Below are 20,407 nucleotides of genomic sequence, written 5' to 3'. Positions count from 1 at the left end.
CTTCTTCCATGTATGAGGGGCCCATATCATAACAAGAAACATTGTCAAAAAAGTCATACATCTTTATAATGAATAAACAGTTATACTATTTGTCAGGATGACAAATGAGTAAAGACATGACTAATCTTATTTTAAGTATTAGTAAAACGCTGGTGGTGAACAATTGTGGCAGATCGCATTGACCGATTTTATTTAGTAAGGCAGGATATGCTCACTGAAGCGATGCAAAAGACATTAGATGCAAAAGCACTCTTAGAAAGCGGCAAGGAAACGAAAGTAGGAGACGCTGTCACACGGGTGGATTTGAGCAGAAGTGCGTTTTACAAATACAGGGACGCCATTTTTCCCTTTCATACGATGATAAAAGAGAAAATCATTACTCTGTCAATACATTTAGAAGACCGGTCTGGTTCCTTATCAGAGTTGTTAGGAGTAGTGGCACAAGCGAACTCTAATGTTCTTACGATCAACCAGACCATCCCACTGCAAGGAAGAGCAAATGTAACATTAACCATAGATACTGCTGCTATAAGCATGGAGCTGCGCCAGCTTGTCTCCAAGATTAAGGAAATTGAAGCGGTGGTAAGCGTGGAAATCATCGGTTCAGGTTCATAAGAGATGACAGGAGACCGGAAGAAAGGATTGTTTAAAGAATATGAAGACCATAGGTTATTTAGGCCCCCAAGGAACGTTTACGGAGTTGGCGGTAAAAGGGTTATTTAAAGAAGGATCCCACCTTCCATTTTCAACTATTCCAGCGTGTATGGATGCTGTTGCAAATAAGGAAGCAGATCTAGCAGTTGTGCCTTTGGAAAATGCAATTGAGGGTTCAGTTAACTTATCCATGGATTACTTAATACACAAGCATACCCTCCCGATAATAGGAGAGATAGTAGTTCCTATAGAACAACATCTTCTTGTAGCCCCCTCAATGGCAGATAAATGGAAGGAATGTACAGAAATTTATTCTCATCCCCATGCCATTGCACAATGCCATGACTTTCTCAACAAAGAGCTGCCTGGAAGTGACTTGCAATATACAAATTCCACAGGAGCGGCCGCTAAAAAAGTGCTGGAAGAGTCTGACCGGCCTATTGCTGCTATTGCTAATGAACTTGCAGCACAAAAATACGGCCTTGTAATCGCCCAGAAAAACATTCACGACTATGTGAATAACCATACAAAGTTTGTCATTTTAAAAAGGCCAGAGACTTCGTTTCAAGTCTCTTCTTCTTTAAAGACCGGTGAGAAAACAACTTTAATGGTAACCCTCCCTTCCGATTATTCAGGAGCTCTTCACCAGGTGCTTTCAGCCTTTGCATGGAGAAAGCTGAATTTATCAAAGATAGAGTCTCGTCCCATGAAAACGGGCCTGGGTAATTACTTTTTTGTGATCGATGTGGATCAGGCAATGGATGAGGTGTTAATCCCTGGAGTAGTTCAAGAGCTTGAAGCGCTCGGCTGTGGGGTAAGAGTCCTTGGGAGTTATCCCTGTTTTTCGTTACAAAACGTAGAAGAAGGCGTTAAGAACCCTGTTCCTAAATAAATGGAGCAGGGTTTTTTGCATGTTATTAACTATTTTAAGAGAAACCCTTCCTGATCAAGAATCTGTACTACTTCATCAAGGACTTCGTCTGATGCGGCTTCTATCGTGTGTAAGTGCGTTCCATCAGTCAGGGCTGAAAGCAGGCCAGCATTACTTGATGAGAGCCTATCGATAAACTGTTTTACATCTCTTCGGCTTGAAAGCATTAAAGAGGCAGTGATATCCCCATATAAAGGATGTTCAATGGAAACATCGATAACTGTGGCGCCATGGTCTACAATCAAGTTTAACTCTTTAGCAGTTACTGCAGGATCATCTTCATGAAAACAGACAATTTTTTGCGTTTCATGTTTTCCGTCTCCCCGGGAATAAGCATATACCCCTGTGCTGTGGCTAAAATTGGATAGTTTCTTGCTTTAAGGAGAGAGATATCCTGTACAATGACTTGTCTGCTTACATTGGTACGTTCAGCAAGTTTGCTTCCGGTTAATGGGCTGGAAGATTCTCGAAGCCATTGTAAAAGTAAGTTCCTGCGTTTTTCTCCAAGTATCTTTTCTTTATTAACTTCCACCACTATTCTCCCTTCCGTTTATGGTAAAGTGCATGCCAGAAACGTGCAGACTTTATTAGTATTTATTTCCTAAGTACACTCCTTATTGTACCATGCTCCCCTTGTCGTGTGCGAAGAGTCCCTTGGCATATGACTAGAGATTTCAGCATATGTTGTGCTGAGTAGCTTGAACGAAAATCAAGTTTGTATTCAAAGAAGAATGTGTGGCCTTATTGTTATTTATATAAATATTTGCAGTTCCTATAGGAGGGAAAAATGCATGAAAATTCATATCGTCCAAAAAGGAGATACGTTGTGGAATCTGGCACAAAAATACGGGGTGGACTTTGAAGAATTAAAGGGAGCGAATTCTCATCTGGCTAACCCTGATATGATTATGCCGGGAATGAAAATTAAGGTTCCTTCAAAAAGCGTTCAAATTAAAAAAGAAGAACCTAAAAAGCCGCAAGTAAAGAAAGAATATCAACCTAAAGAGCAGCCGGTAAAAGAAGTGCCTGTAAAAGAACAACCTGTAAAAGAACAGCCAGTGAAGGAAAAGCCGGTGAAAGAAAAACCAGTGAAGGAAAAGCCTGTTTATGAAGAGCCTGTAAAGAAAGCCCCAAAGAAAAAAGAAGCTCCAAAGCCGCCAAAACCGCCACAAATTAAAATGCCAGAAATTAAAATGCCAGAAATGAAACCACAGCAGCCTCATGTGTCACACATTCAGCCGCAGCAGCAGATGAATATCAACTTTTACAAATCACCATACCAGCCGCAGGTACAGCCTAAACCGAAGCCCCCTGCAAAACCAAAAGCAGAACCTAAGAAAAAAATGCCAGTAAAACCTCCTGTAAAAAAACCTGCACCTAAGAAAGAGCCTTACATGAAAAAGCCTGAAATAAAGAAACCAGAGATAAAAAAACCAGAGATAAAAAAACCAGAGATAAAAAAACCTGAAATGAAGAAACCTAAAAAAGTGGCACCTACAGCTCCGGCACCTAAATTGCCAGTCCACCAGCCAATGCCGAAAGCACCAGAGGTCCATAAACCATTGAAGCAACCTTATCCGTGCCCACCATCTCCTGTGCATTGGATTCCTGTGACTCCGGTGATGCCAGGGTGTGCTCCTTTAGGTTATCAGCCTGCACCTCATCCTTATGGTATGGGGATGGGAGCTTATCCGGATTATTTTGGATATGGAGCCCAGCCAATGATGCAGCCAATGATGCAGCCGATGATGCAGCCAATGCAGCCGATGATGCCTATGCACGACCTTGGCCAGGAATTTGATCCGGCTCAGCAATGGCCAGATCAGCAGTGGCCACAGGCAGGCTTTGAAGATTATTTCACCAATGGCGGTATGATGCAGCCAATGAATGGTGAGTTCCCTCAAAATTTTTACAATGGAATGTGGCCAAATGGTCAGATGGAAGCTCCTCAGCCATATCAGCGAGAGGAAGACGAAGAATAAAACCTAGTGTATAAAGAACGTTAGGGAGATTACCACTCTTTCCTCTAACTAACAGTTTATTTTAAGCCTCCTTTACTCACCCTAATCGGTGAAAGGAGGTTTTAAAATATGAAAAAATTCGCTTTAAGTATTACAGCAGCTTCTATAATTGCTGGAGGGCTGGCTGGATGTGGAGCAGATAATCAAAATGCCGACATGGGCGCTCAAGATACAAGAAATTTTGGATATGAAGGTTTAGATCAACGTGGTGATACTGGTCAATTTGGCCAGCGTAATAATTATCGTGGTGAAGGTCCCGTTACAGATATGCTGACTGTGGATGACCGCCGTACAGGTGACAATATCCAGCGTGGAACAGGCTGGGGAGCAGGTATGGGAACTGGTCATCGTATGGGCGCTGGTAATATGGGAACAAGAGGACACCAGACAGGTACTGGTAATGTAGGTGCAAACCGTGCAGGAGATGGCATGGGAGCAGGAGCTGGATTGGGGCAAGGCAACCGCAGGGGAGCCGGCCAAATGGGAGGAACTACCGGATTTGCCGGGGGTGACCGTACCTATGGCGGAACAATGACAGGTACTGGCGCTTTTAATGAAAGAAGGCAGATGACCCATGGAATGCAAAACCAGCTGGCTCCTCGTACCGGCCGTGTAGGCGGGCCTGGTATGGTTGGTGAAAATGGCACGTTGAATGCTCGCCAGCAGCAGCGTGGAGCAGGTACCGGGGCAGGAATTACAGGTCAGGGGGCCCAGAAACAGCAAGGGCAAGCTGGCCAGGGAGTTCAAAGAAATCGAGGATTTGGAACTCAACAGCAGCCTCAGGCATTAGGAAATTACCATCAAGATTATGATGCACAAACAGCACAGAAGATTTCAAATGCAGTTGAAAAATGGACACTGTTAACGAATCTCGTGTCATTGTAAGAGAAGATGATGTATTGATTGGCATCGACACCACTGGTATTAATGATGAACAAAAACAAACGTTAGGCAACCGTATCGAGAGAAAAGTAGAGCAGGCATTTGACGGACAAAAAAATGTTTATGTCGTGTCTGATGAAGAGCAATATACCAACGTTAGAAACATTGATGAGCAGCTTAGAGGCGGAGCGCCTGTTGAAGAAGTTGGAGAAACAATAACCGATATGATTCAAGATGTAGCAAACTTTGCTCAACGTCCTTTTGAACGCAGCCGTTAACTTTGGAAGAGGGTCCCAAAAGCCTAGCTTTTGTCGGGCCCTTTTTTAATATGAGAAATATGACAGGCAACAAATTTTTCTGATATTTACTCGCTCATTTTACTCAGGGAGTTCGCTGACCTCTGTTATGATAGTATAGAATACGGAATGCAAGGAGAGAGGGTGAAGCCTAATGGCAGGACATTCTAAATGGAATAATATAAAACGAAGAAAAGAAAGTCAGGATACTAAAAGAGCGAAGGTTTTTACCAAAATATCCACTGAAATATTTGCAGCAGTGAGAGAAAGTGGAGATGATCCACAAACGAACCTGAGATTACGGCTGGCATTAAGCAAAGCCAAAGCTGAGAATATGCCAAACGATAATATTGAACGTACAATTAAGAAAGCTCTAGGTGAAGAGGGAGGAGTTACATACGAAGAATTAACTTATGAGGGATATGGCCCGGGAGGGGCTGCTGTTATGGTGAAAGTTCTTACGGACAATAAGAACCGTTCTGCCGCTAATGTGCGACTTGCTTTTAACAAAAACGGCGGGAACCTAGGTGAAAATGGGTGTGTATCCTTCTTGTTTCAACGAAAAGGGGTACTTGCCATAGATAAGGAATCGGCAGAGGGAGATGAAGAGGATTTAATGCTGGATGCCATAGAAGCAGGGGCTGCAGAGGTTGAAGTGTTGGGAGAATCATACGAATTATTGACAGATCCGGAGGATTTTGAGAGCGTGAAAAATGCCCTTGAAAAATCTGAATACACCTTTAAAACAGCGGAAGTTACGATGGTTCCTACAACCATGTCCGAGCTTGGGGACAACGATGCTGAAAAAATGATTAAGCTTATTGATGCCCTCGAAGATAACGATGATGTACAAAGTGTGTACCATAATTTTCAAATAGATCAAAAGCAGCTTGATCGGCTCGAGGTTTAAACTCCTGCATAAAAGCTTCCAATATTGGTGACACTATACCAAAATGGAAGCTTTTTTTGGCGGTGAAAAGTATGAGTAAAAAAGAAGTAAGCGTAAAGAAATCAGCTATTTTCTTGATGACAGCTTTATTAGCCTTATTGTTTGTCATTTCTTATGCCTCTACAGCTCTACTTGGTTCTGAAGAAAATACAAGTGGAGAAAGCAGGATCAATCAAGAGGAAAGTCTGGAATTAGAAAAAAGTGTTGAAACAGTCAAAGGGCCTAAAACGGTAAAAGTAGTGCTTGAAAGACGTTATTTAGATGGCCAGATAAGTGAAGAGACGATTGAGGAGACCATTTGGGCACAAGAAGATTTTTGGGCTCATTATTCCGGATGGTCGTTAAAGGATCAAAATAATGAAAGAATTGTTTTTACACAGGACATTGAAGATATTTCTCCCCTGTTAAAATGGAGCGGCTATTTTGGCTTAGATGAAAACGGTGTTCTTACTATATTTAAAGGAAGACCAGAGGGTAATGAAGTCATTCAGTCTTTTTACCAAATTGATACAGAGAGATTGGAAAGTCATTATCTTGAGCAGTTAGGGGAAGGAATTCCTGTAAAAACCAAAGAAACATACGAAAGTGTCCTAAAAGTCCTTGAAGAAGCCAAAGCAGAACAAATGTGAATGAGGCTTGGATAAAAGTCTGGTAAACAAGGGGTTTCACCCTTGGTGAGAGCCACTTCTTTATATATTTCATGACCAAAACCTCGCTTATCGTGCAAGAAAGGCCTATTACTAAAATAGCAGGCTGTTGAGAGGACATACCCAACAGCTCTAAGCTCCAGCAGCCGAAAGGCTGCTTTTTTTCATGAGATCAGTCAAAATAAAGCCTTCGAATAGGGGAAAATCATTGACATGGAAAAGATTCGACAAAAGAGTTATTTTCCACCTTGCCATATATTTGCTATGATAAAGGAAATGCACGTTCGCATTTATAATTGAATGCCATGGGGAGAGAAGCAACAGTGATTGAGTTTGTCAGAGGAAAGATCGTTTATATAGAGACTGAATTTATTACGATGGATGTTCAAGGAATCGGATACCTTGTTTATTGTGCTAATCCCTTCATTTATCAAAAGGATGAAGGAAAAGAAGTAACCGTTTATACATACCAGCATGTCAGAGAAGACGCAATTCGCTTATACGGCTTTTCGGCTCGTCAGGAAAGAGAGCTTTTTCAGCAGCTTCTACAGGTTTCCGGAATTGGGCCAAAAGGTGCGTTGGCCATTTTAGCATCTGGACGACCGGATCAAGTAGTTGAAGCCATCGAACAGGAAAATGAAAAATTTCTAGTTAAATTTCCTGGTGTCGGCAAAAAGACAGCCAGACAGATGATCTTAGACCTGAAAGGAAAGCTGGGATATGTAGAGGCCGAAGGCTTGTTTGCAGAAGCATCCCACAAGGAATCCACAGCTTCAATGTCATCCCTTGAGGAGGCATTGGAGGCTTTAAGGGCCTTAGGATATGGTGAAAAGGAAATCAGCAAAGTCACTCCGAAACTCAAACAAGAAGAGCTTTCTGCTGACCAATATGTGAAAAAAGCTCTTCAGCTCATGTTAAATTAATGAAGAGAGGGTGGTAAGTATGGACGAGAGAATTATCTCACAAGAAGCCCAGGCTGAAGAAGAATCCTTTGATCAAGGGATACGCCCTCTTGATTTTGACCAATACATTGGGCAGACAAAGGTAAAAGAAAACCTGAAGATCTTTATTGAAGCAGCCAGGATGAGAGAGGAATGCCTGGACCATGTCCTGCTTTATGGTCCCCCCGGACTTGGTAAAACAACGCTTGCGATGATCATAGCTAATGAAATGCAAGTCAATATAAGGACGACTTCTGGCCCTGCCATTGAAAGGCTGGTGATTTAGCAGCGGTTCTGACTGCTTTAGAGCCTGGGGATGTATTATTTATTGATGAAATTCACAGACTGCCAAGGTCGGTCGAAGAAGTTCTTTATCCGGCTATGGAGGATTTTTGTATTGATATAGTCATTGGAAAGGATTCAACCGCCCGATCCGTCCGATTGGATCTTCCTCCTTTTACCCTGGTAGGAGCTACTACGAGGGCGGGGATGCTGTCTGCTCCGTTAAGGGACAGGTTTGGCGTCCTCTCAAGACTGGAATACTATAAAGAAGAAGAACTTGCTGATATTGTGAGTCGGACAGGGGACCTGCTTACGGTAGAGATGGAGGAAGAGGCAGCCGGGGAAATGGCCCGCCGATCCAGAGGAACCCCGAGAATAGCAAACCGTCTGTTAAAAAGGGTCAGAGATTTTGCCAGGTGCAGGGAAACGGGATAATCACAACAGAGCTTGCAATGGATGCGCTTGAAAGGCTCCAGGTAGATAAGCTGGGGTTAGATCATATCGATCACAAGCTTTTATTAAATATTATTGAAAAGTTCCGTGGCGGTCCGGTAGGGCTTGAAACCATTGCTGCTACGATAGGCGAAGAGTCTCACACCATTGAGGACGTATATGAGCCCTATCTGCTGCAAATCGGCTTTTTGCAAAGAACCCCGAGAGGAAGAGTTGTAACCCACCTTGTTTACGAGCATTTCAATATGGAGGTGCCAAAAAATGGCTGATTTTCCCAAAATAATTATCGGAATAGGAATAGCATTAATTATCTTTGGGCTGATTTGGCAAGTAGGAGGAAAATTCATATCTCTTGGCAAGCTGCCAGGGGATATTCTTTTTAAAAAGAGGAAATACAACGATTTATTTTCCGATTGTTACTTCAATCATTATCAGTGTGGTATTGTCGATTATCCTTTTTATTATTGGACGATTTAGGTAAAGCTTGTCACAGATACCTGTTTTTTGTATGATGAGAAAGATTGTTTACGCAGCGCCAGAAAGAAAAGAGGTAGACGTAATGAACGTCAATGATTTTGATTTTACATTACCAGAGGAATTGATCGCTCAAACTCCTCTGAAAAAAAGAGATGCTTCCAGATTAATGATAGTAAACCCTGCTGATGGAAATGTAGAGCACAGACATTTTCCGGACATTTTAGATTACATGAAAGAAGGAGACACCCTTGTCTTAAATGACACAAGGGTGCTTCCAGCTCGCCTTCTCGGCCAAAAGGAAACCGGTGGTCAGGCAGAAGTCCTGCTACTCAAACAAGTAAAAGGCGATGAATGGGAAACGCTGGTAAAGCCTGCAAAGAGGGTCAAACCAGGTACAGTGATTGAATTTGGAGACGGCCGATTAAAAGCTGTTTGCACTGATGTGTTAGAACATGGAGGTCGTGTGCTTGATTTTCAATATGAAGGTGTTTTCCTTGAGGTCCTTGAATCCTTAGGTGAAATGCCGCTTCCTCCTTATATTAAAGAGAAGCTGGATGATCGTGAACGCTATCAGACCGTTTACGCGGAACAAGATGGGTCGGCAGCTGCTCCAACAGCAGGCCTTCACTTTACTAATGAGCTTCTGGACGCGACAAGAGCCAGAGGTATTCACGTGACAACCATTACGCTTCATGTAGGATTAGGTACCTTCCGCCCTGTTGCTGTAGATGAAATTAGTGAACATGTCATGCACTCTGAATTTTATCAAATGAGTCAAGGAACGGCAGATTTATTGAATAAAACAAAAGAGCAGGGCGGCAATATTATTGCAGTAGGGACAACTTCAGCACGGACACTGGAAACAATAGCTGGCAGAAATAATGGGTCTTTTCGTGAAGACTCAGGCTGGACAGATATTTTTATTTATCCAGGTTATCAGTTTAAAGGTATTGATTCTCTCCTTACAAATTTTCACTTGCCAAAGTCCACGTTAGTCATGCTCGTGAGTGCGCTCGCCGGAAGAGAAACTATTCTAAAGGCTTATAACGAAGCGGTGAGGGAGAAATACCGTTTTTTCAGTTTTGGAGACGCTATGTTTATTACCCACAGGGAGGATTCAAATGACAGCAGTAACATATGAATTGATTAAGACATGTAAGCAATCCGGGGCGCGCTTAGGCCGCATCCATACCCCTCATGGATCGATAGAGACTCCGATTTTTATGCCCGTAGGCACCCTTGCCACAGTAAAGACATTGAGCCCTGAAGAACTAGAAGAAATGGGTTCTCAGATTATTTTAAGCAATACCTATCACCTCTGGCTCAGACCTGGGGAAGATATTATTGAAGAAGCAGGCGGCCTTCACAGCTTTATGAACTGGAAAAAGCCTATTCTCACAGATTCTGGAGGGTTTCAAGTATTCAGTTTGAGTGATCTGCGGGATATAAAGGAAGAAGGAGTGCATTTTCGTAATCATATTAGCGGTGAAAAACTCTTTCTTTCCCCTGAAAAGGCCATGCAGATTCAAAACTCTCTCGGCTCAGATATTATGATGGCGTTTGATGAGTGTCCTCCTTATCCAGCAGAGAGAGACTATATGAAGAAATCAGTAGAGCGGACAAGCAGATGGGCAGAGCGTTGTCTGGAGGCTCATAAAAATACTGAAAAACAAGCTGTATTTGGGATTGTACAGGGAGGAGAATATGAAGATCTGAGGAAACAATCAGCAGAAGACTTGATTTCTCTTGACTTTCCCGGGTATGCTGTAGGTGGATTATCGGTAGGAGAGCCGAAAGATGTAATGAATAAGGTGCTTGAATTCACCACACCCCTGCTGCCTGAAGAGAAACCTCGTTACTTAATGGGGGTAGGTTCAGCTGATTCATTGATCGACGGAGTTATCAGAGGCATTGACATGTTTGATTGTGTCCTGCCTACTCGTGTTGCGCGCAACGGGACCTGTATGACAAGTACTGGAAGAGTTGTGGTCAGGAATGCTAAGTATGCCAGAGACTTTGGGCCATTAGATGAAAATTGCAGCTGTCATGTTTGCAGAAATTACTCTCGGGCTTACATTCGTCATTTAGTCAAATGCAATGAAACATTCGGGTTTCGGTTAACCTCTTACCACAACCTTTATTTCTTGTTAGAATTAATGGAGCAGGTTCGACAAGCGATTCGAGAAGACCGTCTGCTGGACTTCCGTGACGAGGTCTTTGAGAAATATGGGTTTAATAAGCCCGGTGCCAAGAACTTCTAACAATTCATTCAATTAGGTTAAGAAGGGAGGGACTTCATTCATGGAAGCTATAATTATGCTGATCCTGATGTTTGCTATTTTTTACTTCCTGCTGATTCGTCCTCAGCAAAAACGTCAAAAGCAAGTGCGTGAGATGCACGATAACTTGCAAAAAGGGGACAAGGTTGTCACAATTGGCGGACTGCACGGAACGATCGATGCGTTAGATGAAAATACGATTATCGTTCTTGTAAACGATAACCGTAAGCTGACTTTTGACCGCAGTGCAGTAAGAGAAGTTGTCAATGAAGATTAATTAAGTCTTCATGACTTCTACATACAAAGCACACAGCTCATACATAGGCTGTGTGCTTTTTTGCTTATAGAAATAAAACTTAATTCAATGAGTCAGGCCTTTATACGGATATTGCCTGTTTCTTATTTAGCTGCAATGCAAGATTGTCAGCAATGTCAGCGTAGTAAACAATCTTAATTAGAAGAAAGGTTGACTCCTATCATGCCTCCTAACGTTGCAGTTCCGAGAAATAAGGCATGCATTAACATTTGGTGTCCTGTAAAGGCATTATCAAAGCCTAAGAATTGAACTAAAAAAGCTAAGCAAACAAAAAGAAGAGCCGCAAGAAATCCTGTCAGCCAACCTCTTGAAGAGGATCGTACCCCTGCTGTGATTCCTCCAGCCAGCATTGCGCCAATAGACAGAGTAACCACAAGCCATGTTAGAGATTGCTCGGAAAAACTAGTGAATCGAAGAATTAAAGACAGTACGAAGCTAAACAAAAAAACAAGAGCAATGATGGTCCCGGTTCCATAGAACACTGCCGTCATTAACCGTTGCTGTTCCGCCATGGTCCACACCTCTTTTACAGTTTGTACTCATGTATATTCATGGCCCGTCTTAAATAGAATGTACTATCCTTTTCAAAGGATCTTTTTAAAATTTTTTATAGATCAATTAAGAGCAAGAGCTTGTTAGTCCCTGCCATTGGAGATTGATTTGTACGAAGCAGAAAAACAAGTTTCATGTTAAGGGCAGCCTGCTCATACAAATAGTACAAACCCCGAGAAAAGGTGGCGGCCTTGTGATTGAAGCTATCTTAACCATCTCTATTTTCATTTTCAGCTATTTCTTTCTTATTACAGAAAAGGGGAACCGGGCTTTAGTAGCATGTGCAGGCGGCTCTTTAATGCTCTTTGCAGGAATTATTGACTTGGATATGGCTTTTTTTCGGTACATCGACTGGCATACCATCGCTTTACTTTTTTCGATGATGATCCTGGTGTCTGTTTCCAGTCAGAGTGGTATGTTTGAATATGTAGCCGTGAAAGCTGCGCAAATCGTGCGTGGAAAGCCAATATCTCTGTTAATTATGTTTTCGGTTCTCACTGCAGTAGGATCTGCATTTTTAAATAACGTCACCACAGTTCTTTTGGTAGCACCTATTATATTTACCTTAACCGGAATCCTGGGAATGAGCGCTGTTCCTTTTTTGATAGCTATCGTAATGGCGTCAAATATTGGAGGGACGGCCACCTTAATTGGAGACCCGCCAAATCTTATGATCGGCCAGGCTGTTTCCCACTTAACCTTTAATGATTTTATTGTTCACCTGGGACCTCCGGTAGTGTTAATTTTCATCGTGGTGATGGCTGGACTTGCATTTTATTACAAGGGTGAGTTTCAAACGAATCAAAACAATATGGCTCAAAAGAAGCTGATGGAAATCAACGCAGCTTCTTATATTAAAAACAAATCCGTCTTAATTAAATCAGTGTTTGTCTTGTTTCTGACGGTAACAGCTTTTATTGCCCAGCCTATGCTTCAGGTGGAATTAACGGCTATTGCAATGGGTGGCGCCCTTCTTCTCTTGTTTTTAACGCATGAAGAGTCTAATGTAGAAGAGGTTTTTAAACAGGTTGAATGGGTAACGATCTTCTTTTTTATCGGTTTATTTATGCTCGTTGGAGGTTTAGAAGAATCAGGTTTGATTGAAGAAATGGCACGAAGTCTGATTTATTATACAGGGGGAGACGTGCCTCAGACTTCCTTGCTTATTCTCTGGGTTTCAGGCATTGTATCAGGGTTTGTAGATAATATTCCTTTTGTGGCAGCCATGATTCCAGTTATACTGGAATTTGAAAGCTATGGTATTGGCCATCTTGAGCCTTTATGGTGGGCGTTGGCTCTTGGAGCGTGCCTTGGAGCAATGCCACGATTATTGGAGCTACGGCTAATGTGATTGTTGCTGGTCTTGCAGCAAAAGCAAATCAGGGCTTTTCTTATTATGAATTTTTTAAAGTCGGTGCCCCTACTGCTTTAGTGTCTTTTCTGATATCAACGATTTATCTTTATGTAAGGTATTTAATGTTCTACTAAAAACTGACTTCAACTTCCAGAGCAAACTAAAAAATCCCTCGCTTGTAAAAAGCGAGGGATTTTTTGTATCTTTGTTTCCTTTATGAAAAAAAGTAAAGGGGGCATACTAACATTCCGTGATTAGAAATTGCAGCGGGAAGAAGGGTGAATAGTATGGATCCGGTAACTATCCTTATTCGTACATTGCTTGTTTATATTTTCTTGCTGATCATCCTGAGAGTTATGGGTAAAAGAGAACTTGGGCAGCTTTCGATATTGGATTTTGTAGTATCGATAATGATTGCAGAATTAGCGGTCATCTCCATTGAAAATATTCGGATGTCCATGTTGGAAGCATTTCTTCCTATTGTCCTTTTATCTGTCATCCAAATTGCTTTAGCATTTCTTTCTTTGAAAAGTGAAAAAATCCGCCACTTGGTAGACGGTACTCCTTCATACATTATTAAAGAGGGAAAAATAGATGAAAAGGAAATGCGTAGACAAAGATACAATTTTGATGACTTGATGATGCAGTTAAGGCAAAAAAACATAAAAGATCTTTCTGATGTAGAATTTGCTATTCTGGAGCCTTCAGGAGAGCTCTCTGTATTTGAAGAAAATGATGAAGACCAAATTTCTATGCCTCTCCCCTTTATCATTGACGGGGTTATTCAGCATTCTCATTTAAAAAAAGCAGGCAAAAATGAACTTTGGCTGAGAAGGGAATTAAGAAAAGCGGGAATTAAAACAGTTAAAGAAGTATCATACTGTGCCTTCCGGGCAGATGGCACCATGTTTGTGGATTTGGATGATAACAAAAAATAGCCCGCGTAAGGGCTATTTTTTTGAAAAAATGTAAAGAAGGGCAAGCGTAACACATGCTTTATCGTTACGATTCTAAAGAGAAATAACCCTGCCACGTAACAAAGCACTGTAAAAATGAGGGCAAGTATTGTCCTTGGAAGAAGGAGGGAATGCTGAAGGGCTTCATGAAAAAACCAGTGTCCGGCCCAACCTGAACCAAGCATGATAACCAGTATGGAAAGAATTTCTCTTGTTTCGATTGTAATGCTGATCGTTTTTGCCACAGCTGTAAAATGAAGCAGTGTCACTAAAACCATGCTGACAGTAATGCCAAGAGCTGCCCCCATGATTCCCAAGCCAGGCTGGGAGGCTAGAACAGCAATGGTTCCTATTTTAACAATCGCCCCAGCCAGGCTGTTGTACATAGCAGCTTTTGCCATATTCAAAGCTTGCAGGGTTGCCTGGAGCGGTCCTTGGAAATAAAGGAATATGGTAAAAGGAGCCATTACATGCAAAAAGACAGCTGCATGAGGAGCGTTATACATAAGGTCCATGACTGGTGCAGCAAATACATATAAGACCACGACTGAAATTCCACCAGAAATAAAAGCTACTCTGGAAGCCTGTCTCAGCCTTTTTTGAATTGTACGGTAGTCATTTCTAGCTGCAGCTTCACTAATGGCAGGTACGAGTGAGACTGAAAGGGAAGCAGTGATGAAAGTAGGCAGAGTGAGTAATGGAATCACAAAGCCGCTGAGCTCACCGTATTGAGCAGTCGCAGCCGCAGTAGCGACGCCGGCAATGGCAAGACTCTGGGCAACGACAATTGGTTCAAAGAAAAACGACAGGGACCCTACAAGACGGCTGCCGGTAGTCGGCAGGGCAATCGTCATGAGATCGTTAAATGTTTTCTTCCCTCCTTTGACGTAGGAGAAAAACTGTTTGCGAACTTTCATAGGTTTCTTAGCTTTAAACATCCAGATCATATAGAGCAAAGATATAAGCTCACCAGCTACTACTGAAAGCATGGCCCCTGCAGCAGCATATTCAACTCCATAAGGAAGAAAAGCTTTCGTGCATATAGCAACTAAGGTAATGCGGACAACCTGCTCTATAACTTGAGAATATGCGGTAGGTCTCATATTCTGACGGCCTTGAAAATAACCTCGCAGCACGGCAGACAATGCAACAATAGGGACGATAGGAATAATCGCTAATAAGGGATAAAGAGCCCGGGCATCTGTCAGGAGAAATGAGGAAAGAAAAGGAGCAGCTGCCATGACTCCTATTGTAAAGATAATACTTGAAGATCCTGTTACAGCTAAAGAAACAACCAAAATCTTTTTCATCTTTTTTGTGTCGTTTTCGGCATCAGCTCGGCAATTAATTTTGATATAGCTACGGGCAGACCAAGCTGAGTTAAAGTGATAATTAATAACAGGGTAGGAACAGCCATCATATATAATCCTACCCCTTCAGCCCCCATTATCCTTGCTACAACAATTTTATTAATAAAGCCTAAAAAGCGTGTGATCAGTCCTGCCATAATTAAAATCAATGTTCCCTGCAGGAAGGTTTGTTTTGACATCTCCCTCCTCCTTCAAAAAAGGATGGTATTTCCGCGCAATAATTAATATGCTAAGAAGAGGGTCAAGCATGACAAGTTTCATAGAATGAAAGAAATCAGACAGAAAGGGAGTCATTCATGAAAGAGGCCTTTTCAGAGTTGATAATGGAGTCTTTTGGTTTTTTCCTTCTGAACTGCTTGTGCTGCTTTTGTCGGCATTTCCAGTCATTGAGGTAAGAGGAGGTATTCCTGCAGCTGCCTTGTTAGGGGTATCGTTTGAATCCGCTTTGTTATTTGCCCTGTTAGGCAATCTCTTGCCCATTGCACCTGTGCTTTTATTATTTCGTCCTGTCAGCAGGTGGCTGCTCAGGTTTCAGTATTACAAGAAGTTTTATGATTGGGTTTTTGAACGCACGATGAAAAAGGGGGCCCAAGTTCAAAAATGGGGGGCTGCAGGCTTAATATTATTTACGGCCGTTCCGTTGCCGACGACCGGGGCCTATTCGGCCTGCCTGGCGGCAGTGTTATTTTTTATCCCTTTTCGTGCCGCGTTTTTTGCGATAAGCTTTGGAGTAGTGATTGCCACCACCATTATAGGGATTGCTTCATACCCTCTTTTCATTTAACTTTCAAGGAGGTTTTGTTGTGAAGAATGAACAGCAATTCGACGTATGGAAGAATGACCTTGAACCAGTCTTATCAAGCAAAACAGAGGAATTTCAATTAATGGGTTATGATAAGGCCACAAATGAGGAAGTATGGCAGTGTGTCATGCACAAAGTAAAGAAGAAAAAAGAGTTTATCAGGTTTCATGCTCTTGTTAACGAAATTTTCACATTAAGGGTAAGCGATTATATGAATCAGCTTACAATTGAAGCGTATAAAGGCCCAGACCTGCTTAGCAGTTCCTATGAAGATGAACTTGGGGCTTTGTTGGGGGAAGTGGAAAAGCCGGAAGATACCAGAGCAGATTGACAGGTGTAAGAGTCTATCAGTATAATCTAAATATTGCAGCGCACACTATTGTAAACCGTACATAGATCATAGCTTAAGCATTGACCCCGGAGAGCTAATCTGTCCGGGGTTCTCCCTGTGTTTGAAAGCAGGGAAAAGGCTCATAGAGCCGAAGGAGGATGAAAGGTACATGGGAAGAATGTGGAGAATTGCTGTGTTTTTTGTGATTGTCCTTTTGCTTGGAGGCGTCATTTACCAGACTGCAGACGATCTTGCAGCTGATACAAACTTAGGACTCGACCTGCAAGGCGGCTTTGAGATTTTGTATCAAGTAGAGCTACGGAGGATACAGAGATTACGGAAGACGCACTGAACGCAACCGTAAGTGCTTTAAATCAACGAGTGAACGTCCTGGGTGTATCCGAACCGTACATTTCGATTGAAGGAGAGGATAGAATTCGTGTCCAGTTAGCTGGGGTTGAGGATCAGCAGCAGGCACGAGAGCTTTTGGCTACAGAAGCCAACCTCACGTTCCGGGATGTGGACGATAATTTAATGCTTTCTGGGGACGAGCTTGCGGAAAATGGGGCAAGTGTCACGTTTAATGAAGCCAATCAGCCGGAAGTCGGGGTAACATTAAGAGATGGAAATGCTTTTGGTGAAATTACAGAAGACATTATGGAACGTTATGATCAGTATGAAAGCCGCCTTGTTATCTGGCTTGATTATGAAGAGGGTGATTCATTTTATGAAGAAGCCCAGCAGGCTGATCCTAAGTACTTGTCAGCACCAACGGTACACCAGCCTCTGTATACAGAAAATATAGTCATTCAAGGTGACTTCACCATCGAGGAAGCCAGGTTTTTAGCAGAAGTATTGAATGCCGGTGCCCTGCCCGTTGAATTAAATGAAGTATATTCAAACGCCGTTGGTGCCTCTTTAGGTGAACAGGCAATGGAAATGACAATTTATGCAGGTTTTATCGGGATTGCGTTAATCCTGGCCTACATGCTCATCTATTACAGGTTTATGGGAATTATTGCCGCGATCACCCTCTCTGCTTATATTTATATCGTGATGTTAATGTTCAATCTGATTCAAGGCGTGCTGACTCTTCCTGGAATAGCAGCATTAATCCTTGGTGTCGGTATGGCTGTTGACGCGAACATTATTACCTATGAGAGGATAAAAGAAGAACTGAAATCAGGGAAATCTGTGATGTCGGCATTTAAAGCTGGAAGCCGCCGTTCGTTATCAACCATACTTGATGCAAACATTACGACGATTCTGGCTGCAGGTGTTCTGTTCTATTACGGGACCAGTTCAGTGCAAGGCTTTGCAGTCATGCTGATTGTCAGCATTTTAACGAGCTTCTTAACTTCAGTGTATGGCTCACGTCTCCTTTTAGGTCTATGGGTGAAAAGCCGGGTATTTAATAAAAAGCCCAGGGTTTTTGGTGTAAAGGAGAGTGAAATCAGTGAACTATAACTTTGAGAATCGGAACATTGATTTTGTTAAGCACCGAAAAAAGTTTTTTGGTATTTCACTCGCGTTTATGTTAATTGGTGTCATCCTTCTGTCCACTCTTGGATTAAATTTAGGGATTGATTTTGAAAGCGGCTCTCGGGTCGAAGTACAAGGCGATGAGCCTTTTACGGAAGAAATGGTGTATGAGGAATTCGCTCAAATTGGTGAGGGATATGAACCTGACGATGTAACCTTAGCTGGTGACAACAATGAATTGGCTCATGCCCGGTTCATCGGTATGCTCGAGCAAGAAGAGATTGCAGAAATTCAAGTTTATTTTATCGAGGAATATGGAGTAGAGCCGAATGTAAGTACCGTCTCACCCCAGGTTGGCCAGGAGCTGGCAATGAACGCTTTGATTTCTATCCTGATTGCCTCTGTGGGTATTATCATTTATGTGACGATACGATTTGAATTCTTGTATGGATTAGCGGCTATCCTTGCCCTGGTCCACGATGCCTTCTTTATTATTGCGGTGTTCAGCATCACTCAGTTTGAAGTGAATGTACCATTTATAGCAGCAGTGCTCACTATTGTCGGCTATTCAATTAATGATACAATTGTTACCTTTGACAGAATCAGGGAAAATATGAAGTTTGCAAAGAAAATCAAAACCTTTGAAGACCTGTCTGCGGTGGTAAACAAAAGTCTCGTACAGACCTTAGCCCGATCGATTAATACAGTCCTGACTGTCGTGTTTGCCGCAGGAGCTATTTTCCTTTTTGGAGGAGAAGCTATTCGATCCTTTTCCTTTGCATTGCTTGTAGGGCTTGTAGCAGGAACGTATTCGTCTCTGTTTCTCGCCTCGCAGGTATGGCTCATTTGGAAGTGGAAGCAAATTGAAAGACGGAAATTTAAGAGCCTGAGCCTGCAGAAACAGCAGAGAGGGAAGCGTAAATCAAAAAGAATAAAAAAGCCATGGTACGGCAGCCATGGCTTTTTATCTGCTTTCATAAAATGGAAGATTAAACCAAATGATATTGGGTTTGGAGAGGTTGAAAATTTCTGCGTAAGTTCAGCGATATTAGATAAAATAAAGAAAGGTGAAAAGAGATGAAGGGAGGCTGCGATGTCCACATTTGAAGAAGAACGTTATAGTAAAGTGAAATTCGGTGCCTGGGTAGGAATCATTGGAAACATTGTATTGGCTATTTTAAAAGGAGTGATTGGCGTAATCGCTGACAGCCGTGCCTTAGTAGCTGACGCCGTCCATTCCGCCTCTGATGTGGTAGGTTCGGTTGCCGTTTTAATCGGAGTCCGGGCTGCAAAGCTGCCTCCAGATCGAGATCATCCTTATGGACACGGGAAAGCTGAATCCGTTGCAGCAATTATTGTAGCCGTCTTGTTGTTTGTGGTTGGTTTCGAAATTGCCCTTTCCTCCATTCAGGACATGACTGAACCTGTAACTGTCCCTCAGACCCTGGCTTTATACGCAGTTATCGTTTCTATCGTTGTAAAGGAATTAATGTTTCGCTATAAATATAAATTGGGTAAAAAGTATAAAAGCGAGGCATTGATGACAGATGCCTGGCACCACAGATCTGATGTCTTTTCCTCGTTAGCTGCTTTAATAGGAATCGGCGCTTCCATTGCTGGAGGAGCTTATGGAATCGATTGGCTTGCCTATGCTGATTTGGCTGCCGGGATCTTTGTTGCAGGCCTGATTATGAAAATGGCCTGGAAGCTTGGAAAAGAATCGATTCACAATGCTCTTGATCATGTTCTTCATCCAGAAGATACTGAGAAAATGGAAAAAGAAGCACAAGGGGTGCCTGGTGTCCTTCAGATTGATGAATTCTTTGCCCGAGAACATGGCCACTATGTCATTATTGATATAAAAATAGCGGTTGATCCGAAAATTACAGTAGAGGAAGGTCATGCAATCGGAAAAGAAGTAAAACGAATTTTAATGAAAGAAAATTATGTGCATAACGTATTAGTCCATGTGAATCCATACGAAGAAGCCGAAGAAAAAGAGAACCGCTGATTTGGGAGGAGCGAGTGCTATGAAGGGGCAATACGGTTAATTATCGGCCTTATCATCGCTTTGCTAATTGCAGTATTTGCGGTAATAAATGTCGATCCGGTAGAAGTGAACTATTTATTTGGCACAGCTGACTGGCCTTTAGTGCTGATTATTTTAGGATCTGTTTTAATGGGAGGACTTCTTGTGGGTTTTGTAGGAATGGTAAAAGTCTACCGTCTCCAGCAAGAAAATAAGCAATTAAAACAGGCTTCTGGTACAGGCAGTCATTCAAAAAATGAGAAGAATGCCCGGGAGAACAGCAGAAGGACTGGAGGAGCCGATGGTACAGCAAATGCAGGCAGAAGCTCAAGAAAATAACGAAAATGAAAGAAGATAACAATTGTTTCCCCTTGTCCCCTTTAGTATAATAGGTGGGTCAAGG

16 protein-coding genes and 8 pseudogenes are annotated in these 20,407 nt (G+C 42.3%); 20 read left to right on the top strand and 4 right to left on the bottom strand.

From position 1 onward, the window contains the following. Positions 1-207 precede the first annotated feature (207 nt). On the top strand, positions 208-615 hold the full coding sequence (locus JCM19033_RS05460) for an ACT domain-containing protein (RefSeq protein ID WP_054635639.1): 408 nt from the start codon (positions 208-210) through the stop codon (positions 613-615). A gap of 40 nt (positions 616-655) precedes the next feature. Then, positions 656-1,546, top strand: coding sequence for a prephenate dehydratase (pheA, locus tag JCM19033_RS05455; RefSeq protein ID WP_054635553.1), 891 nt, complete (start codon positions 656-658; stop codon positions 1,544-1,546). Between the two features lie 29 nt (positions 1,547-1,575). Here pheA and JCM19033_RS05450 read toward each other — a convergent pair. Next, positions 1,576-2,120 (bottom strand): annotated as a pseudogene (locus JCM19033_RS05450) (transcription repressor NadR). A gap of 196 nt (positions 2,121-2,316) precedes the next feature. Between JCM19033_RS05450 and safA the strand changes: the two are divergent. Next, positions 2,317-2,511, top strand: a pseudogene (safA, locus tag JCM19033_RS27955) (SafA/ExsA family spore coat assembly protein); the annotation flags it as partial. Positions 2,512-2,579: 68 nt separating this feature from the next. Here the strand turns inward: safA and JCM19033_RS27950 are convergent. Then, positions 2,580-2,636, bottom strand: a pseudogene (locus JCM19033_RS27950) (hypothetical protein); the annotation flags it as partial. A 1,039-nt stretch (positions 2,637-3,675) separates the two neighbouring features. Here JCM19033_RS27950 and JCM19033_RS05440 point away from each other — a divergent pair. The 10 genes and pseudogenes from JCM19033_RS05440 to yajC all read left to right on the top strand — a co-directional run bounded on the left by JCM19033_RS05440 (position 3,676) and on the right by yajC (position 11,089). Beyond that, a complete protein-coding gene (locus JCM19033_RS05440) occupies positions 3,676-4,491 on the top strand; it encodes a hypothetical protein (RefSeq protein WP_054635551.1) in 816 nt (271 codons plus the stop codon). Then, entirely contained in the window at positions 4,458-4,766 is a 309-nt protein-coding gene (locus tag JCM19033_RS05435) for a YhcN/YlaJ family sporulation lipoprotein (RefSeq protein ID WP_054635550.1), read from the top strand. Before JCM19033_RS05440 ends, JCM19033_RS05435 begins: the two co-directional genes overlap by 34 nt. A gap of 172 nt (positions 4,767-4,938) precedes the next feature. Then, on the top strand, positions 4,939-5,694 hold the full coding sequence (locus JCM19033_RS05430) for a YebC/PmpR family DNA-binding transcriptional regulator (protein ID WP_054635549.1): 756 nt from the start codon (positions 4,939-4,941) through the stop codon (positions 5,692-5,694). Between the two features lie 71 nt (positions 5,695-5,765). Beyond that, positions 5,766-6,362 carry a BofC C-terminal domain-containing protein gene (locus JCM19033_RS05425; RefSeq protein ID WP_054635548.1) on the top strand — a complete coding sequence of 199 codons (597 nt, stop codon included), beginning with the start codon at positions 5,766-5,768 and terminating at the stop codon, positions 6,360-6,362. Positions 6,363-6,703: 341 nt separating this feature from the next. Beyond that, positions 6,704-7,303 carry a Holliday junction branch migration protein RuvA gene (gene ruvA / locus JCM19033_RS05420; RefSeq protein WP_054635638.1) on the top strand — a complete coding sequence of 200 codons (600 nt, stop codon included), beginning with the start codon at positions 6,704-6,706 and terminating at the stop codon, positions 7,301-7,303. Positions 7,304-7,322: 19 nt separating this feature from the next. Further along, positions 7,323-8,325, top strand: a pseudogene (gene ruvB / locus JCM19033_RS05415) (Holliday junction branch migration DNA helicase RuvB). Then, positions 8,318-8,537: pseudogene (locus JCM19033_RS05410) on the top strand (DUF2905 domain-containing protein). The pseudogenes ruvB and JCM19033_RS05410 overlap by 8 nt, the downstream one beginning before the upstream one ends. A 78-nt stretch (positions 8,538-8,615) precedes the next feature. Then, entirely contained in the window at positions 8,616-9,674 is a 1,059-nt protein-coding gene (gene queA, locus JCM19033_RS05405) for a tRNA preQ1(34) S-adenosylmethionine ribosyltransferase-isomerase QueA (protein WP_054635547.1), read from the top strand. Then, positions 9,655-10,794: a tRNA guanosine(34) transglycosylase Tgt gene (tgt, locus tag JCM19033_RS05400; RefSeq protein ID WP_054635546.1), complete on the top strand. Its 1,140-nt coding sequence runs from the start codon at positions 9,655-9,657 to the stop codon at positions 10,792-10,794. Before queA ends, tgt begins: the two co-directional genes overlap by 20 nt. Positions 10,795-10,834: 40 nt before the next feature. Then, positions 10,835-11,089 (top strand): preprotein translocase subunit YajC, encoded by a 255-nt coding sequence (gene yajC, locus JCM19033_RS05395; RefSeq protein ID WP_054635545.1) that lies wholly within the window; start codon positions 10,835-10,837, stop codon positions 11,087-11,089. 173 nt (positions 11,090-11,262) lie between these two features. On the opposite strand, the gene JCM19033_RS05390 is transcribed toward yajC, so the two are convergent. After that, entirely contained in the window at positions 11,263-11,640 is a 378-nt protein-coding gene (locus tag JCM19033_RS05390; RefSeq protein WP_054635544.1) for a TIGR04086 family membrane protein, read from the bottom strand. A 236-nt stretch (positions 11,641-11,876) separates the two neighbouring features. On the opposite strand from JCM19033_RS05390, the pseudogene JCM19033_RS05385 reads away from it, so the two are divergent. Further along, a pseudogene (locus JCM19033_RS05385) lies at positions 11,877-13,168 on the top strand (ArsB/NhaD family transporter). Between the two features lie 153 nt (positions 13,169-13,321). Next, the gene (locus tag JCM19033_RS21965; protein WP_083465278.1) at positions 13,322-13,972 is read left to right on the top strand and encodes a DUF421 domain-containing protein; all 651 of its coding nucleotides are present in this window, start codon (positions 13,322-13,324) and stop codon (positions 13,970-13,972) included. A gap of 32 nt (positions 13,973-14,004) precedes the next feature. Here JCM19033_RS21965 and spoVB read toward each other — a convergent pair. Beyond that, positions 14,005-15,539, bottom strand: a pseudogene (gene spoVB / locus JCM19033_RS05375) (stage V sporulation protein B); the annotation flags it as partial. Between the two features lie 179 nt (positions 15,540-15,718). Between spoVB and JCM19033_RS05370 the strand changes: the two are divergent. The 5 genes and pseudogenes from JCM19033_RS05370 (at position 15,719) to JCM19033_RS05350 (ending at position 20,343) form a co-directional block, all read left to right on the top strand. Continuing rightward, positions 15,719-16,144 carry a small multi-drug export protein gene (locus tag JCM19033_RS05370; RefSeq protein WP_269757977.1) on the top strand — a complete coding sequence of 142 codons (426 nt, stop codon included), beginning with the start codon at positions 15,719-15,721 and terminating at the stop codon, positions 16,142-16,144. Between the two features lie 19 nt (positions 16,145-16,163). Beyond that, a complete protein-coding gene (locus JCM19033_RS05365; RefSeq protein ID WP_054635542.1) occupies positions 16,164-16,493 on the top strand; it encodes a post-transcriptional regulator in 330 nt (109 codons plus the stop codon). Positions 16,494-16,662: 169 nt separating this feature from the next. Beyond that, positions 16,663-18,858, top strand: a pseudogene (secDF, locus tag JCM19033_RS27945) (protein translocase subunit SecDF); the annotation flags it as partial. A gap of 210 nt (positions 18,859-19,068) precedes the next feature. After that, a complete protein-coding gene (locus tag JCM19033_RS05355; protein ID WP_054635541.1) occupies positions 19,069-19,986 on the top strand; it encodes a cation diffusion facilitator family transporter in 918 nt (305 codons plus the stop codon). A 60-nt stretch (positions 19,987-20,046) separates the two neighbouring features. Continuing rightward, positions 20,047-20,343 (top strand): lipopolysaccharide assembly LapA domain-containing protein, encoded by a 297-nt coding sequence (locus JCM19033_RS05350; protein WP_269757976.1) that lies wholly within the window; start codon positions 20,047-20,049, stop codon positions 20,341-20,343. Positions 20,344-20,407: the final 64 nt, after the last annotated feature.

This window comes from Thalassobacillus sp. C254, assembly GCF_001310615.1.
This window is presented reverse-complemented; position numbering and strand designations above follow the sequence as displayed.

What these genes read in the sequence shown, in the direction of transcription:
- JCM19033_RS05460 (WP_054635639.1), top strand. Translation starts at nt 208, where the DNA reads ATGCTCACTGAAGCGATGCAAAAGACATTAGATGCAAAAGCACTCTTA.
- pheA (WP_054635553.1), top strand. Translation starts at nt 656, where the DNA reads ATGAAGACCATAGGTTATTTAGGCCCCCAAGGAACGTTTACGGAGTTG.
- JCM19033_RS05440 (WP_054635551.1), top strand. Translation starts at nt 3,676, where the DNA reads ATGAAAAAATTCGCTTTAAGTATTACAGCAGCTTCTATAATTGCTGGA.
- JCM19033_RS05435 (WP_054635550.1), top strand. Translation starts at nt 4,458, where the DNA reads ATGGACACTGTTAACGAATCTCGTGTCATTGTAAGAGAAGATGATGTA.
- JCM19033_RS05430 (WP_054635549.1), top strand. Translation starts at nt 4,939, where the DNA reads ATGGCAGGACATTCTAAATGGAATAATATAAAACGAAGAAAAGAAAGT.
- JCM19033_RS05425 (WP_054635548.1), top strand. Translation starts at nt 5,766, where the DNA reads ATGAGTAAAAAAGAAGTAAGCGTAAAGAAATCAGCTATTTTCTTGATG.
- queA (WP_054635547.1), top strand. Translation starts at nt 8,616, where the DNA reads ATGAACGTCAATGATTTTGATTTTACATTACCAGAGGAATTGATCGCT.
- tgt (WP_054635546.1), top strand. Translation starts at nt 9,655, where the DNA reads ATGACAGCAGTAACATATGAATTGATTAAGACATGTAAGCAATCCGGG.
- yajC (WP_054635545.1), top strand. Translation starts at nt 10,835, where the DNA reads ATGGAAGCTATAATTATGCTGATCCTGATGTTTGCTATTTTTTACTTC.
- JCM19033_RS05390 (WP_054635544.1), bottom strand. Translation starts at nt 11,640, where the DNA reads ATGGCGGAACAGCAACGGTTAATGACGGCAGTGTTCTATGGAACCGGG.
- JCM19033_RS21965 (WP_083465278.1), top strand. Translation starts at nt 13,322, where the DNA reads ATGGATCCGGTAACTATCCTTATTCGTACATTGCTTGTTTATATTTTC.
- JCM19033_RS05355 (WP_054635541.1), top strand. Translation starts at nt 19,069, where the DNA reads ATGTCCACATTTGAAGAAGAACGTTATAGTAAAGTGAAATTCGGTGCC.